We start from the raw sequence: 13801 nt of genomic DNA on the forward strand, positions 1-13801 counted from the left end.
ATGACCGTTACCCGCGAACAAGTTCTCGCCGTCGTCCAGAGCTATTGCGATCTGCTCACCACGGGCACCGCAGCGCAGATCGCCGACCTCTACGCCGACGATGCGACCGTCGAGGATCCGCTGGGCGCCGACGTACTCAAGGGCCGTGAGGCGATCCAGGGTTTCTACGCCGCCATCGAGCCGCTGGACCGTCATGGCGACCTCAAGCTGGTGCGGGCCACCAACAACGAGGCCGCGTTCCACTTCGAGCTGACCATCAAGCACGAGAACGGTGGCATGGTCATCGCACCGATCGACGTGATGACCTTTAACGACGAGGGCAAGATCAGCTCGATGCGGGCCTTCTGGACCCAGGACGACATCAAGCAGCTCTAGCCTTCCCGGGGAGCCGCTACGAGAAGACGGCGAACCAGACCGCGATGTAGTGGCACGTCGCGGCGATGACCGTCGCCGCATGGAAGAACTCGTGATGGCCGAAGTGCAGCGGCCACGGGTTGGGCCATTTCGCGGCGTACAGGATTGCGCCGATGCTGTACAGGGCGCCGCCGACGATCAGCAGCACCACCGCGGGCACCCCGGCGCCATTCAGCAGCGTGGGGAAGAAGCCGACCGCTACCCAACCGAGCAGTAGGTACAGCGGCACTCCCACCCAGCGCGGTGCCGTCGGCCAGCACATCTTGAGAATCACGCCGGCGAGTGCGCCGCCCCACACGATGGCGAGCACCAGGTTCCCTTCGGAGGGCGGCATCGCCAGCATCGCAAAGGGCGTGTAGCTGCCCGCGATGAAGACGAAGATCATCGAGTGATCGAGCCGCTTCATCCAGGTGCGTGTGGTCTGGGATTTCCAGTTCACCCGGTGATAGGCGGCGCTCACCCCGAAGACACCCAGCACCGTCAGGCTGTAGATGGCGGTGGCCAGTCCGGCCTGCGGTGAGCGCACCGACCACGCGACCGACACCAGCACGATTCCCGTGACTATGGCGATCACGCAGGCATAGAAATGGATCCAGCCGCGTGCCTTGGGTTTGATCGGCAGGGTCTCGATACCGCCGACAAGCGCTGCCATCGGGAGCGAGAGCTCGGAGGTCGGTGCTTCGGGTGCAGGAGACTCATCGGTCTGCATGCGTCACAGTATCCCTTCCCCGTCCAAACCCAGTTTGTGAATGTTGTGTGCAGATCGATATCTGCTGCTCCGGCGCGCGGCGGGCTCGCTAGGCTGGATCCGTGGAGATCATCCCGCCGACGCTCAAGGAACCGCTGTACAAGCTCTACGAAATGCGGCTCCGCCAGGAGCTGGCCAAGTCGGCGAAACCACGGCACATCGCCGTCCTGTGCGACGGAAACCGCCGCTGGGCCCGGTCGGCGGGGTACACCGATGTCAGCCATGGATACCGGATGGGCGCCCGCAAGATCGGCGAGATGCTCGGCTGGTGCCAGGACGCGGGCGTCGAGATGGCCACCGTGTACCTGTTATCGGCTGAGAACCTCACCCGTGATCCCGATCAGCTCGGCGAGCTGTTGGAGATCATCACCGACGTCGTCGAGGAGCTGTGCGCCCCGCAGAACAAGTGGAGCGTGCGCAGTGTGGGAGATCTCGATCTGCTGCCCGACGAGGTGGCTGAGCGGATGCGTCAGGCCGTGAAGTCGGCGCCCGCGGACGCGGCCTTCCACGTGAATGTGGCGGTCGGTTATGGGGGCAGGCAGGAGATCACCGATGCGGTGCGCACCCTGCTGAACAAGGAGCTGGCCAACGGGGCCACCGCCGAGCAGTTGGTGCAGGCGGTGACCGTCGACGCCATCTCGGAGAACTTGTACACCTCGGGACAGCCGGACCCGGATCTGGTGATCCGGACATCAGGAGAGCAGCGGTTGTCGGGATTCCTGCTCTGGCAGAGCGCGTACTCCGAGATGTGGTTCACCGACGCCTACTGGCCCGAGTTCCGGCGGGTGGATTTCCTGCGCGCGCTGCGTGACTACGCCGCGAGAAACCGGCGGTTCGGCCAGTAGTTAACGGCGGCCCATCAGTTCGTCGATCTCGCCGACGGTCCAGACCGGGGCCTCGCGGTATCCGAGCGGCGTCGGGACCTGTCGTTTGAAGCGCCCGATGAAACCGCCTGCCGCGATGAATATCTGGCCGGTGATGCGTGCGGAGAGATCCCCGGCGAGGTAGGCGTACAGCGGCGCGACGCATTCCGGCGGTGCCGGTTCGAGCGATGCCTGCAGGGTCATCTCGTCGAGCAGTCCGCGGGCGTACAGATCCCGCAGGTGGGCGATGTACTCCCCGCCCTCCGAGAGCCGGGTGCGTGCACCCGGGCAGATCACATTGGCGCGCACACCGCTTTGCTTCAGCTCGGCGGCGATCGCCAGGGTGAGTCCGTGGACGGCCGCCTTACCCGCCGGATATCCGGTGCCGCCGTAGATGCCCAGGGCGGCAGTCGATCCGGTGTTGACGATGGCTCCGTGTCGCTTGGCGGCCATCAGCGGTGCGGCGACGCGGCAGGTGTGGAACACCGTGCCGAGATGCGCGTCGATCAGCCGCTGGAAGTCCTCGGCGGTGATGGTCAGGATGGACGACCCGGCGGGCTCCGGTATGCCCGCGCAGTTGATCAACGCGTCGAGGCCGCCGAACTCGGTGCGGCAGGTGTCGATCAGATCCGTGGCCGTCTGTTCGTTATCGGGCGACCCCACGAAGGCGACCGCTGCGCCCCCGGCTGACGTGATCGCCGCGACCGTCTCCTCGACAGCGTCGGAATATCGGCCATTGACAACCACATTCGCGCCGAGCTCACCCAGGAGCCGGGCCACCGCCCGGCCGATTCCGCGGCTGCCGCCGACGACAACGCAATTGGCCATCAGGACATCAGTGCGAGACCGGGCAGTAGGCCGTGTCGAACTTCTTGATGCCGTTGATCCAGCCCGAATGAAACCGCGGGGCGTCCCCGATCCGCGAGATGTCGGGCATGCGATCGGCGATCTTGTTGAAGATGATCTCCAGCTCAACCTTGGCCAGGTTGGCGCCCAGGCAGTAGTGGGCTCCCGTGCCGCCGAAGCCCAGATGGGGATTGGGATCGCGGGTGATGTCGAAGGTGTGCGGGTTCTCGAACACCTCTTCGTCGAAGTTGGCCGACGGATAGAGCATGACCACTCGCTCACCGGCCTTGATGGGAACGCCGCCGATCGTGGTGTCCTGCAACGCGGTGCGCTGTTGCGAGATCAGCGGGGAGGTGTATCGGACGATCTCGTCGACGGCAGAGGAAGGCCTGTCCCGTTTGAATAGTTCCCACTGATCCGGGTGCTCCAGGAAGGCCATCATGCCCATGGTGGTTGCGTTACGGGTGGTTTCGTTGCCCGCGACCGACAGCATCACCACGAAGAATCCGAACTGCTCGGGGGTGAGCTGCTCACCGTCCACCGTCCCGGTCAGCAGGCGGGAAACCACATCGTTGCCCGGACAGTCCCGGCGTTGTTCGGCGAGCTGATAGGAGTAGCCGAGGATCTGGGCGGCGCCGACACGGGGATCGATCTCGACATCGGCCTCGTCGTACCCCGTCATCTGGTTGCTCCATTCGAAGAGCTTGACGCGGTCTTCCTCGGGGACACCGATCAATTCGGCGATGGCCTGCATGGGCAGCTCACTGGCCACCTCGCGCACGAATTCGCCGTGCCCGCCCTCGATCGCGGCCCGTACGATGCGTTCTGCCCGCTCCTCCAGGGTGATGCGCAAGGCCGCGATCGAGCGTGGGGTGAACATGCGCGACACCAGTCCGCGGAGCTGGGTGTGTTCGGGGGCATCCTTGTTGATGAGGACAGACAGCGTGGCCTGGAACTCCTCGGGGCTGATGTGGTCCTCGAGACGGGGGATGGCGCCCTTGCGGCCCGACGAGAAGATGTCGGTGTGTAGTGAAACCTGGCGCACGTCACGATGCTTGGAAATCACCCAATAGCCGTCGTCGGCGAATCCGCCCACTGTGCGTGGCTGCGGATTCCACCAGACGGGTGCCTCCCGGCGCAGGGTCGCGAACTCCGCGTGTGGCATCCGTTCCCCGTACAGCCCCGGATCGGTGAAATCGAATCCTTCCGGAAGTCCCAGCTCCGCAGTACTTTTCATTGCCATACACCTCCGTATGTGGCCGAATGTCGACTTTCTGTGCCCGCTGATCGCGGTTCTTCGCCGAAACTCGACACTCGGCGCGGTGGGTGGGGAAGCCCGCCGTTCACCAGAGGGGGACCGGGGTCTTGCCAAGTGGGTAGTAGCCGGGCACCTTCTCGCCCGACAGGCCGCGCTGAATGCGTTTCTGCATGCCCTCACTGAGCTTGCCCGCCTTGATGAGGTCCATGTACAGGGCGGAAACGTGGCCGAAATCGAAGAAGTCGCGTTGCCAATTCCATTGGCCATTACCGGCATACCGGAACCAGCTGCCCCCGATGCCATAGATCTCGGACTCACTGCCGTCGGAGTCCGTGGCGATCTGCTTCCAGAATCCGATGACCTCGCCTTGCTTGTCATCGACGATCACCTTCTGATACGGATACGTCCACCCGTCCAGGCCCTCCATCTCCTGGCCGAGGGCGATATCCCGTATCTCGTCGATGCCGACGCACATCACGTCTTCCTTGGGGCCGATGTTCCAGCCGTAGGTGGCATCGTCGGTGTAGAAGCGAGCCAACGGTTTCCAGTCACCGGCCTTCTCGGCATCCAGATTGGCCTGTAGCCAGTCCGCGACGACATCGTCGAGTTCTTGGCGGGGGAATTGCGGCATCGTTGACGCTCCTATTTCTCGGTGATGAACAAAGCTCGGGCCGGACATTCCTCGACGGCGCGCTCGATCTCGTCGCGGGCGTCCTCGGGCGGTTCGTTGTTCAGGATCTCGACGGTGCCGCGCTTGGGTACGCGGAAGTGGTCGGGGGCTTCCAATTCGCACATGGCGTGCCCCTGACAGAGGTCGGTGTCCACGTCGATCCTGAAAGGCATTGCTCAGGCCCCTCGGCGCCGGTAACGAACCTTGGCGGGCTGTGCCAGCTGCACCACCATCTTGGAGTGATCGTTATGGTACGAGTCGGCGGGCTGCGCCATCTCGAACTCGTACTCGCGCAACAACACCGAGAAGATGGCCTTGATCTGCATGGTGGCGAACGCGGCGCCCACGCAGCGGTGCCGGCCCGCGCCGAACGGTATCCAGGTCCAGCGGTTCACGATGTCTTCCTGGCGGGGCTTCTCGTATCGGTCGGGCACAAATCCGTCCGGGTCGGGGAAGTCCTCGGCGATCCGGTTCGAGACAGCGGGAGAAGCCGCCACCATGTCACCGCTATGGATGGGAAAACCGCCCACCTCGAATTCGCCCTTGGCGACCCGCATCAGGACGATCAAGGGCGGGTGCAGCCGCAGGGTCTCCTTGAGCACATTCTCCAGCTTCGGGATCTGGCGCAGCGCATGGAAACTCACCTCGCTGCCATCGGCGTACAGTTCGTTCAGCTCGTCGATGACCTGCGTTTGGATAGCGGGGTGCCGGAGTAGTTCGATGAGAACCCAGGAGGCGGTTCCCGAGCTGGTGTGGTGCCCGGCGAACATCATGGAGATGAACATGCCGGTGATCTCATCGGCGGTGAAGCGGGGATTGCCGTCCTCGTCTTTGATCATGATCAGCACGTCGAGCATGTCGCGCTGGCTCTTGTCGGTGGGCGGGTTGGCGATCCGGCTGTTCATGATCTCTTGGACCAGCGCCACCAAGCCCGCACGCGCGGCATCGCGTTGCCGGAAGCTCTCGATCTCCAGGTACGGGTCCACGTAGCACAGCGGATCGGTGCCCTGCTCAAGCTGGTGGTAGAGGTGCGCGAACCGGCCGTCGAGTTCATCGCGAAACTTCTTGCCGATCAGGCACGCCGACGAGGTGTAGATGGTCAGCTCGGCGAAGAACTCGAGCAGATCAATCTCACCGCTCTCACCCCACTGCGAGATCATCTGCCGGACTTCGTTTTCGATGGTTGCCGCGTGGCCCTTCATCTGTTCGCCGCGCAGCGCCGCGTTGTGCAGCATCTCCTTGCGGCGTTCGGGATCGGCATCGAATACCACGCCCTTGCCGAAAATCGGCGTCATGAACGGGTACGCCTCGGCCTGATCCAAATCGTCGTCGCTGGAGCGGAAGAAGAATTCGTTGGCCTCAGCACCGGACAGAAATACGACCTGCTTGTCGGCAAGCTGGAAGGTGCCGACGTTCCCGCATTCCTCCCGGATGCGCCGCATCAGTGCGATGGGGTCGGTGCGGAATTCCTCGAGGTGGCCGTACTGGTCCTCACCGCCGGAGACCCGCGGAACGGTGGGAGTGGTCATGAGGGCATTCCTTCCTCACCAAGCTCGAGTTTCTGTTTGTCGGCGGGTGCATCCGTCAGGGGCGCCTCCGGCTGCACCTCCATCTCCGCGATGTGTGCGCCCCTGGGTGTTTCGGCGACGAAGGTGACCGCACGTGCGATGTCGGAGGGTCGCAGGAAGTAGGAGTGCCGCGCTTGTCCCCACGTCTTCCAGTCCTCCAGCATGGGGCCGACCTGTTCGGCCGAGAGCTGCCAGCCCATCGAGGTCAGGGTCGGCCCGGGATGCACAATGGAGGCCCTGACGCCGGTGCCCTCCAACTCCATCCGCATGGTGTTCACCATGGCGAGCAGGGCCGCCTTGGCCGCCCCATAGGCGCCCATGTGGGGGCGCTGGTGCAGTGCGACATCGGATCCGATGAACACCACGTCGCCGCGCCGCCTCGCCACCATGTCGGGCACGATCGCCGTGGCGAGCCGATTGGCGCCCAACAGGTGCACCTGAATCTGCGCGGCGAAGGTATCGGCACTCATTTCATGGACCCGTCCCGGGTACATGTCGCCGGCACCTGATACCAGCAGGTCGATCTCGCCCAGTGCATCAATGCTCTGCGCAACAAAAGACTTCACCGAATCCGCATCGGTGACATCCAGTGGGAAGGCGACTGCCTCTCCGCCGTCGGCCTGGATCTTCTCGACGAGTTCGGTCAGCTTGTCGACGCGGCGAGCGCCTAGCGCCACCGGGAATCCGCGGCCGGCGAGCTCGATTGCCGTCGCTGCGCCGATACCCGAGGACGCTCCGGCGATGATCGATGGACGCCGGTCTGGGTGCGGCTCAAAACGGGGCATTAACAGACCTCCACGGTGATGGGCAGAGAGGCGAACCCGCGGACATTGCTGGAATGCACACGCACGGAAGCGCTTTCATCGATCTCGTAACGGCGAATTCGGGTGAATAGTTCGGTGAGTGCCACCTTGGCCTCCATCCGTGCCAGATGCGCACCGAGGCAGAAATGCGCACCGCTGCCAAAGCTCACGAGCTTGGCGCCGATCTCTCGGCCGATGCGGTACTCATCGGCGTTCTCGAACACCCGGTCATCGCGGTTCGCCGAGCCGGGCAGCAGCAGCAGGATGTCACCGGCGGCAACTGTGGTGTCGTAGAAGGTCATGTCCTCTGCCACGGTGCGCGCGAGGATCTGACTTGAGGTGTCGTACCGCAGCGACTCCTCCACCCATAGCGGTATGAGTTCGTGATCGGCGTGGACTGCGGCAAGCTGGTCAGGGTTGCGATGGCCCCAGTACACGGCGTTGGCCAGCAGCTTGGTGGTCGTCTCGTTGCCGGCGATCACCATGAGGAACAGGAAGGCCAGCACCTCTTCGTCAGTGAGGCGGTCGCCGTCGATTTCCGCCTGCAGGAGAGCGGAAGTCAGATCCTCCGTTGGGCGCCGGCGACGTTCTTTGACCATGTCGATGTAGTAAGTCATCAGGTCAAAGGAGGCCTGGATGGCCTCGGGCGGCACGTCGGCGAGACCATCCTCGCGGTGCATGACTCCGTCGGCCAACTCCCGGATGCGGGTCCGGTCGGGCTCGGGCACGCCCATCAGCTCCGAGATGACATCCATGGGAAGCTTGCCTGCATAGTCGGCGACGAAATCGAAGCTTTCCGACTGCAGGGCGTTGTCCAGGTGCGTGCGTGCAAGCGCGACGACCCTGCCTTCAAGCTCCCGGATTCGCCTGGGGGTGAATCCCTTCGACACCAGCGTGCGAAGCCGAAGATGCTCGGGGTCGTCCATCGCCAGGAACGACATCACCAGTTTGGCGTGTGGCCCGAAGGAGGCCTTGTCCATCGAGACACCGTTGGAGTTGGACAGTGCCTCGCTGTTTCTGAAGCCCTGCAGCACATCCTGATGACGCGAGAGCGCCCAGAAGTTCAGGTCGTCGTTGCGGTACAGCGGCGCTTCGTCGCGTAGGCGCCGGTAGTACGGGTACGGGTCCTCGTGAAAGTTGTAGTCGTACGGATCGAAAACCACAGAGGACATCGAGGCAGCCGTCATTCGTTGCCTCCCAGCATGAGATCCACCACGAAGGTCAGCTTGTCGGCGATCTCGTGATACGTGAAGGTGCCGCTGCCCGCGTGCATGAGGGCGCCGAAGAAGGTCATTTCGAGGGCCGACACCACGCGCGGATCGGCGTCGGGTCCCATGGCCGAGCGGATCCTGCGATGGATTTCCAGCCCGATCTTGTCGCGGACGGCACGCACAGCTTCGTCGTTGTTGCTCAGCAGCGCGGTCGTGCACCCCGTGGCGATCTCGGGCTCGTCGGCGACCACCAATGCCAGGCTGCGCAGCGTCTTGGTGACCCGGGCGGTCTGGCCGTCGTTGACGTCGGTGAAGTAGGGCGCCTCATGGATGAGGTCGAGATAGATCTCGGCCACCAGATGACTCTTGGAGGAGAAGTAGGTGTACGCGGTCGCGGGGGCCACCTTCGCGCGTGCGGCCACGCCGCGGATCGTCATATCCGCATACGTCGTCTCGCCGAGCATCCCCCGGCCTGCGGTGACGATCTTGCGGATCGTCTCTTCCTGCCGCCGGTTTCGCGGCGAGTCGCTCGTCAGGGTCACCACAGCTTCACTGGACACCTGTCCAGATTAGCGTGCGTGCGGCAACCGGGCAATACCGTTCATGAAAAATGCTGTCCAACACTAGTTTTTGAATAGTCACTGGATGCGCTCTTGCCATGGATTGATTCAGGTGGTTATGGTTCACCAGTAAGGAATGGACATGTGTCCAGATTCTTGGAATGAGGTGACATGACGCTTCTGGCCGATGGCGACAGTGATCTGTTCATCGACGGAAAGTTGATTCCCGGCGGTGCCGGACGATTTCCTACGGTGAACCCGGCCACCGAGGAGGTGCTCGGGACTGCGGCCGATGCCGATGCCGATGACATGAGCCATGCCATCGAGGCGGCGCGCCGTGCGTTCGACGACACCGATTGGTCACGCAATGTGGAGCTGCGAGTGCGGTGCCTGCGGCAGCTCCGGGATGGCATGCGGGCTCACATCGAGGAGCTGCGCGACCTAACCATCGCCGAGGTGGGGGCGCCTCGGATGCTGACCGCCGGTGCGCAGCTGGAGGGGCCGGTGGACGATCTGCGATTCGCCGCCGACACCGCGGAATCCTTCGGCTGGAGCACTGATCTCGGTGTTGCCTCACCGATGGGCATCAAGACTCAACGGACTCTCATGCGTGAGGCCGTTGGCGTGGTCGGCGCGGTCACGCCGTGGAACTTTCCGCATCAGATCAACCTCGCCAAGGTGGGGCCGGCGCTGGCCGCCGGTAATACCCTGATACTCAAGCCCGCTCCGGATACTCCCTGGTGCGCGGCGGTGCTGGGCCGAATAATTGCCGAGCACACCGATTTCCCACCGGGCGTCTTCAACATCGTGACTTCCAGCGACCACCGCATCGGTGCGCAGCTGTCGACGGATCCCCGGGTGGACATGGTGTCGTTCACTGGTTCCACGGCGACCGGACGCGCGGTCATGACCGATGCCGCCGCCACCGTCAAGAAGGTGTTCCTGGAACTCGGCGGCAAGTCGGCGTTCATCGTGCTCGATGACGCCGACCTCGCCGCGGCCTGCTCGGTCTCCGCATTCACCACGGCGATGCATGCGGGCCAGGGATGTGCCATCACCACCAGGCTGGTCGTACCGCGTGCACGCTACGAGGAGGCGGTGCAGGCGGCGGCCGCCACGATGGGCTCGCTCAAGCCGGGGGATCCCACCAAACCGGGCACGATCTGTGGCCCGGTGATCTCGGCGCGTCAGCGCGACCGGGTCCAGTCCTACCTGGATCTTGCTGTTGCCGAGGGTGGTTCATTCGCCTGCGGAGGCGGACGGCCAGAGGGTAGAGACCGCGGATTCTTCATCGAACCCACTGTCGTCACCGGACTGACCAACGATGCGCGCGTGGCGCGCGAGGAGATCTTCGGCCCGGTGCTGGTGGTCATCGCCCATGACGGCGACGACGACGCGGTGCGGATCGCCAACGATTCACCGTACGGACTGTCCGGGACGGTGTTCAGTGGAGACGACGAGCGTGCGGCGCGAGTGGCATCCCGGCTACGGGTGGGAACGGTGAATGTCAACGGCGGTGTCTGGTATTCCGCCGACGCACCCTTCGGCGGCTACAAGCAATCGGGTAACGGCCGAGAGATGGGCGTCGCCGGATTCGAGGAATACCTGGAAACCAAAGTCATTGCAACGGCTGTGAAATAGAGGAGATCTCATGGGAGAGTTCGAGGGCAAGGTCGCCATCGTCACCGGAGCCGCGCAGGGCATCGGCGAAGCGTATGCGCACGCGCTGGCCGGCCAAGGTGCGGCCGTGGTGGTCGCCGATATCAACGCCGAGTTGGGGGAGGGTGTCGCCAAGCAGATCGTGGCCGACGGTGGCAAGGCCATCTTCGCAAGCGTCGATGTCTCCGACCCCGATTCGGCAATAGCCATGGCGGACAAGGCGGTCGCTGAGTTCGGTGGTATCGACTACCTGGTGAACAACGCTGCCATCTACGGCGGCATGAAGCTCGACCTGCTGCTGTCGGTGCCGTGGGACTACTACAAGAAGTTCATGAGCGTGAACCAGGATGGCGCGCTGGTGTGTACCCGGGCGGTGTACAAGCACATCGCCAAGCGTGGCGGCGGCGCCATTGTCAACCAATCATCCACGGCCGCCTGGCTGTACTCGGGGTTCTATGGCCTGGCCAAGGTAGGCATCAATGGTCTGACGCAGCAGCTTTCGCGTGAACTGGGTGGCCAGAAGATCCGCATCAACGCGATCGCGCCGGGGCCCACCGACACCGAGGCCACCCGCGGCACGGTGCCTGAGCAGTTCCGCAGCGAGCTCGTCAAGAACATCCCGCTGAGCCGCATGGGCACCGTCGACGACATGGTGGGCATGTGTCTTTTCCTGCTGTCGGACAAGGCGTCCTGGATCACCGGCCAGGTGTTCAACGTCGACGGCGGACAGATCATCCGGTCATGACGCAGTCTGTCCTCTCACTCGGGTACATCGGTCTGGGCAACATGGGTGCGCCCATGGCCCAGCGGCTTGTCGACTGGCCCGGCGGCCTGACGGTCTTCGATCTGCGTGCCGAGACCATGGCGCCGCTTGTCGAGGCCGGCGCGCGTGCGGCGGACAACCTGACCGATATCGCGAATGCCGACCTCATCAGCGTCACCGTGCTGGACGACGCACAGGTACGTGAGGTGGTCGGAGAACTCGCGCCCAGGGTCAAGCCGGGCACCATCATCGCCATCCACTCCACCATCAGTGACGCGACAGCGGTGCAGCTGGCCAACGAACTGGCGCCACAACGGATTCACGTCATCGATGCACCGGTGAGCGGTGGCGCCCCCGGTGCCCACAAGGGCGAGTTGGCCACCATGGTCGGCGCCGACGACGAGACGTTCGCGCGGGTCAAGGAGCCCTTCTCGAAGTGGGCGTCGCTGGTGATTCATGCCGGTTCCCCTGGTGCGGGTACCCGGATGAAGTTGGCGCGCAACCTCCTACATTTCGTTGCCTTCACCGCGGCCGGTGAGGCGCAGCGCCTGGCCGAAAGTTGCGGCCTGAACATCACCGACCTGGGCAAGGTGGTGCGTCATACGGACGCCATCACCGGTGGGCCGGGCGCCATCATGTTGCGCGATACCACCGAACCGGTGACATCGGACAGCTTCTGGCGCCCCATCTTCACGCACGTGCGAGGTCTCGGTGAAAAGGATCTGAGCCTGGCCCTGGCGCTCGGCGAAGAGCAGTCCGTCGAGCTGCCGCTGGCCGCGTTGGCCCGTGAGCGACTGGCCGCGAGTCTTGGTGTGCCACACGAGGAAGGGGCAAGTAATGGATGAGTTGCGCCGCAAGGGTCTGGACAAGATGAAAGAGGTCTATGGCTGGGACATGCCTGACCTGCCCGGCGACTACTTCAAGTACACCGCCGAGCATCTCTTCGGCACCATTTGGGATCGCCCGGAGCTGTCGATGCGTGATCGCCGGCTGCTGCTCCTGGGAGCCGTAAGTGCCCTGGGACTGGACGAGATTCTGGAGATCCAGACAGGGGCCGCCCTGGCCAACGGTGAACTCACCGATGCCGAACTGCGCGAGGTCGCGCTGTTCATCACCCACTACGTCGGGTGGCCGCTGGGGCAGCGTGTCAATAAGCATGTCGAGATGGCCATCGCCAAACGTGCCAAGAAAGACGCGGAATCCGCCGGTGACTAGCCGATTCTCCGAGTTGTCCCGGGATCAGTTGGCGGTCCTGGTTCCCGAGCTGTTGCTCATCGGCCAGCTGATCGACCGCTCTGGAATGGCCTATTGCATACAGCATTTCGGGAGGGAGGAGATGTTGCAGGTCGCCATCGAAGAGTGGGCGTCATCCAGTCCGATCTATACCCGGCGCATGCAGAAGGCGCTGCGGTTCGAGGGCGACGACGTGATCACCATCTTCAAGGGTATGCAGCTCGACATCGGCGCGCCGCCCCAGTTCATGGACTTCCGGTACACCGTGCACGACAAGTGGCACGGGGAGTTTCATCTCGACCACTGCGGTGCGCTGCTCGACGTCGAACCGCTCGGACCCGATTACGTGACAGGTATGTGCCACGACATCGAAGACCCCACTTTCGATGCGACGGCCTTTGCCACCAATCCGCACGCGCAGGTTCGTCCGATTCACCGGCCGCCGCGCACGCCCGCCGACCGGCATCCGCATTGTGCGTGGACGGTGACCATCGACGAGTCGTATCCGGCGGTGTCCGGAATCCCGGCCCTGGACGTTGTCGGCGCATCGATCGCCGCCGGTTGGGAATTGGGAGAGATCGATCCTGCGGACGTGGGAGCCTCCGACTACGCCGGACCGCTGCTGTCGGACTTGGACTTCGGTGCGTTCTCACATTCGGCACTGGTGCGGATAGCTGACGAGATCTGCCTGCAGATGCATCTGTTGTTCCTGGGGTTCTCCATCGCGGTGCGTAAGCGGGCGGCCGATGCGGAGCTGGCCCGCACCGTATGTACCCAGCAGCTGATTGGGCTGGCGGGTGTCGCGGCGGCGCGGATCAAACATGCGTTGCAGGTGCCCGACGGGATCGAGGGTGTCCTCCGGGTACTTCAGGTGCACCCGCTGTTGAGTCCGATTGGCTATGTGAATGCCGAAATCTCCGGCGGTCAGCTCCACGTGTGGGAGTCACCCGCACACGTGGATCACGCCTGGATCTCGCTGTGCGGTCCTGCCGAGACGCGGCCGCTTCAGGCCATCGCGACGGCCATCGATCCGCATATCGGCGTGGAGATTTCTGGAGACGCGCAAGACTGGGTGGTCTCGTTCGTCGAGCATGAGGGCGAGGATAAGCAACTGCCCGAGGTCATGATCGCCAATGTCAGTGGGGGATCGCGGTTTGTCTTCGAGCCGCGCAAGTCACTGCCGCTGACCGTGGTCTGAGACGCCG

The 13801-nt window shown here is 63.9% G+C and carries 16 protein-coding genes; 7 read left to right on the forward strand and 9 right to left on the reverse strand.

Annotation, left to right across the window (positions count from 1 at the left end):
• Positions 1–375, forward strand: coding sequence for a nuclear transport factor 2 family protein (locus RHO23_RS01890; RefSeq protein ID WP_030094660.1), 375 nt, complete (start codon positions 1–3; stop codon positions 373–375).
• A gap of 16 nt (positions 376–391) precedes the next feature.
• On the opposite strand, the gene trhA is transcribed toward RHO23_RS01890, so the two are convergent.
• Positions 392–1123, reverse strand: coding sequence for a PAQR family membrane homeostasis protein TrhA (trhA, locus tag RHO23_RS01895; protein ID WP_046252809.1), 732 nt, complete (start codon positions 1121–1123; stop codon positions 392–394).
• Between the two features lie 101 nt (positions 1124–1224).
• Between trhA and RHO23_RS01900 the strand changes: the two genes are divergently transcribed.
• A complete protein-coding gene (locus RHO23_RS01900; protein WP_030094662.1) occupies positions 1225–2007 on the forward strand; it encodes a (2Z,6E)-farnesyl diphosphate synthase in 783 nt (260 codons plus the stop codon).
• Here RHO23_RS01900 and RHO23_RS01905 read toward each other — a convergent pair whose 3' ends face one another.
• From RHO23_RS01905 to RHO23_RS01940, 8 genes are all read right to left on the reverse strand, one after another.
• Complete coding sequence (locus RHO23_RS01905) at positions 2008–2853, reverse strand: SDR family NAD(P)-dependent oxidoreductase (protein WP_423488608.1); 846 nt, start codon at positions 2851–2853, stop codon at positions 2008–2010.
• 7 nt (positions 2854–2860) lie between these two features.
• Positions 2861–4108 carry a cytochrome P450 gene (locus RHO23_RS01910; RefSeq protein ID WP_064408006.1) on the reverse strand — a complete coding sequence of 416 codons (1248 nt, stop codon included), beginning with the start codon at positions 4106–4108 and terminating at the stop codon, positions 2861–2863.
• A gap of 106 nt (positions 4109–4214) precedes the next feature.
• Positions 4215–4760 carry a nuclear transport factor 2 family protein gene (locus tag RHO23_RS01915; RefSeq protein WP_030094665.1) on the reverse strand — a complete coding sequence of 182 codons (546 nt, stop codon included), beginning with the start codon at positions 4758–4760 and terminating at the stop codon, positions 4215–4217.
• 11 nt (positions 4761–4771) lie between these two features.
• Entirely contained in the window at positions 4772–4972 is a 201-nt protein-coding gene (locus RHO23_RS01920; protein WP_101312671.1) for a ferredoxin, read from the reverse strand.
• Positions 4973–4975: 3 nt separating this feature from the next.
• The gene (locus RHO23_RS01925) at positions 4976–6328 is read right to left on the reverse strand and encodes a cytochrome P450 (RefSeq protein ID WP_030094667.1); all 1353 of its coding nucleotides are present in this window, start codon (positions 6326–6328) and stop codon (positions 4976–4978) included.
• Entirely contained in the window at positions 6325–7152 is an 828-nt protein-coding gene (locus RHO23_RS01930; protein WP_030094668.1) for an SDR family oxidoreductase, read from the reverse strand. Before RHO23_RS01930 ends, RHO23_RS01925 begins: the two co-directional genes overlap by 4 nt.
• Positions 7152–8357: a cytochrome P450 gene (locus RHO23_RS01935; RefSeq protein ID WP_070922676.1), complete on the reverse strand. Its 1206-nt coding sequence runs from the start codon at positions 8355–8357 to the stop codon at positions 7152–7154. The genes RHO23_RS01930 and RHO23_RS01935 overlap by 1 nt, the downstream gene beginning before the upstream one ends.
• On the reverse strand, positions 8354–8941 hold the full coding sequence (locus RHO23_RS01940) for a TetR/AcrR family transcriptional regulator (protein WP_423488609.1): 588 nt from the start codon (positions 8939–8941) through the stop codon (positions 8354–8356). Before RHO23_RS01940 ends, RHO23_RS01935 begins: the two co-directional genes overlap by 4 nt.
• Positions 8942–9112: 171 nt before the next feature.
• On the opposite strand from RHO23_RS01940, the gene RHO23_RS01945 reads away from it, so the two are divergent.
• From RHO23_RS01945 to RHO23_RS01965, 5 genes are read left to right on the forward strand one after another with little or no spacing between them, the layout of a single operon-like run.
• The gene (locus RHO23_RS01945; protein WP_064408009.1) at positions 9113–10582 is read left to right on the forward strand and encodes an aldehyde dehydrogenase; all 1470 of its coding nucleotides are present in this window, start codon (positions 9113–9115) and stop codon (positions 10580–10582) included.
• A gap of 10 nt (positions 10583–10592) precedes the next feature.
• On the forward strand, positions 10593–11345 hold the full coding sequence (locus RHO23_RS01950) for an SDR family oxidoreductase (protein ID WP_030094672.1): 753 nt from the start codon (positions 10593–10595) through the stop codon (positions 11343–11345).
• Positions 11342–12208: an NAD(P)-dependent oxidoreductase gene (locus RHO23_RS01955; protein WP_064408010.1), complete on the forward strand. Its 867-nt coding sequence runs from the start codon at positions 11342–11344 to the stop codon at positions 12206–12208. The genes RHO23_RS01950 and RHO23_RS01955 overlap by 4 nt, the downstream gene beginning before the upstream one ends.
• Positions 12201–12578 (forward strand): carboxymuconolactone decarboxylase family protein, encoded by a 378-nt coding sequence (locus RHO23_RS01960; protein WP_030094674.1) that lies wholly within the window; start codon positions 12201–12203, stop codon positions 12576–12578. Before RHO23_RS01955 ends, RHO23_RS01960 begins: the two co-directional genes overlap by 8 nt.
• Positions 12571–13794, forward strand: a complete 1224-nt coding sequence (locus tag RHO23_RS01965) for a hypothetical protein (protein ID WP_081349548.1) — start codon at positions 12571–12573, stop codon at positions 13792–13794. The genes RHO23_RS01960 and RHO23_RS01965 overlap by 8 nt, the downstream gene beginning before the upstream one ends.
• Positions 13795–13801: the final 7 nt, after the last annotated feature.

This window comes from Mycobacteroides sp. PCS013 (assembly GCF_049532645.1).
GTDB classification, from domain to species: domain Bacteria; phylum Actinomycetota; class Actinomycetes; order Mycobacteriales; family Mycobacteriaceae; genus Mycobacterium; species Mycobacterium gwanakae.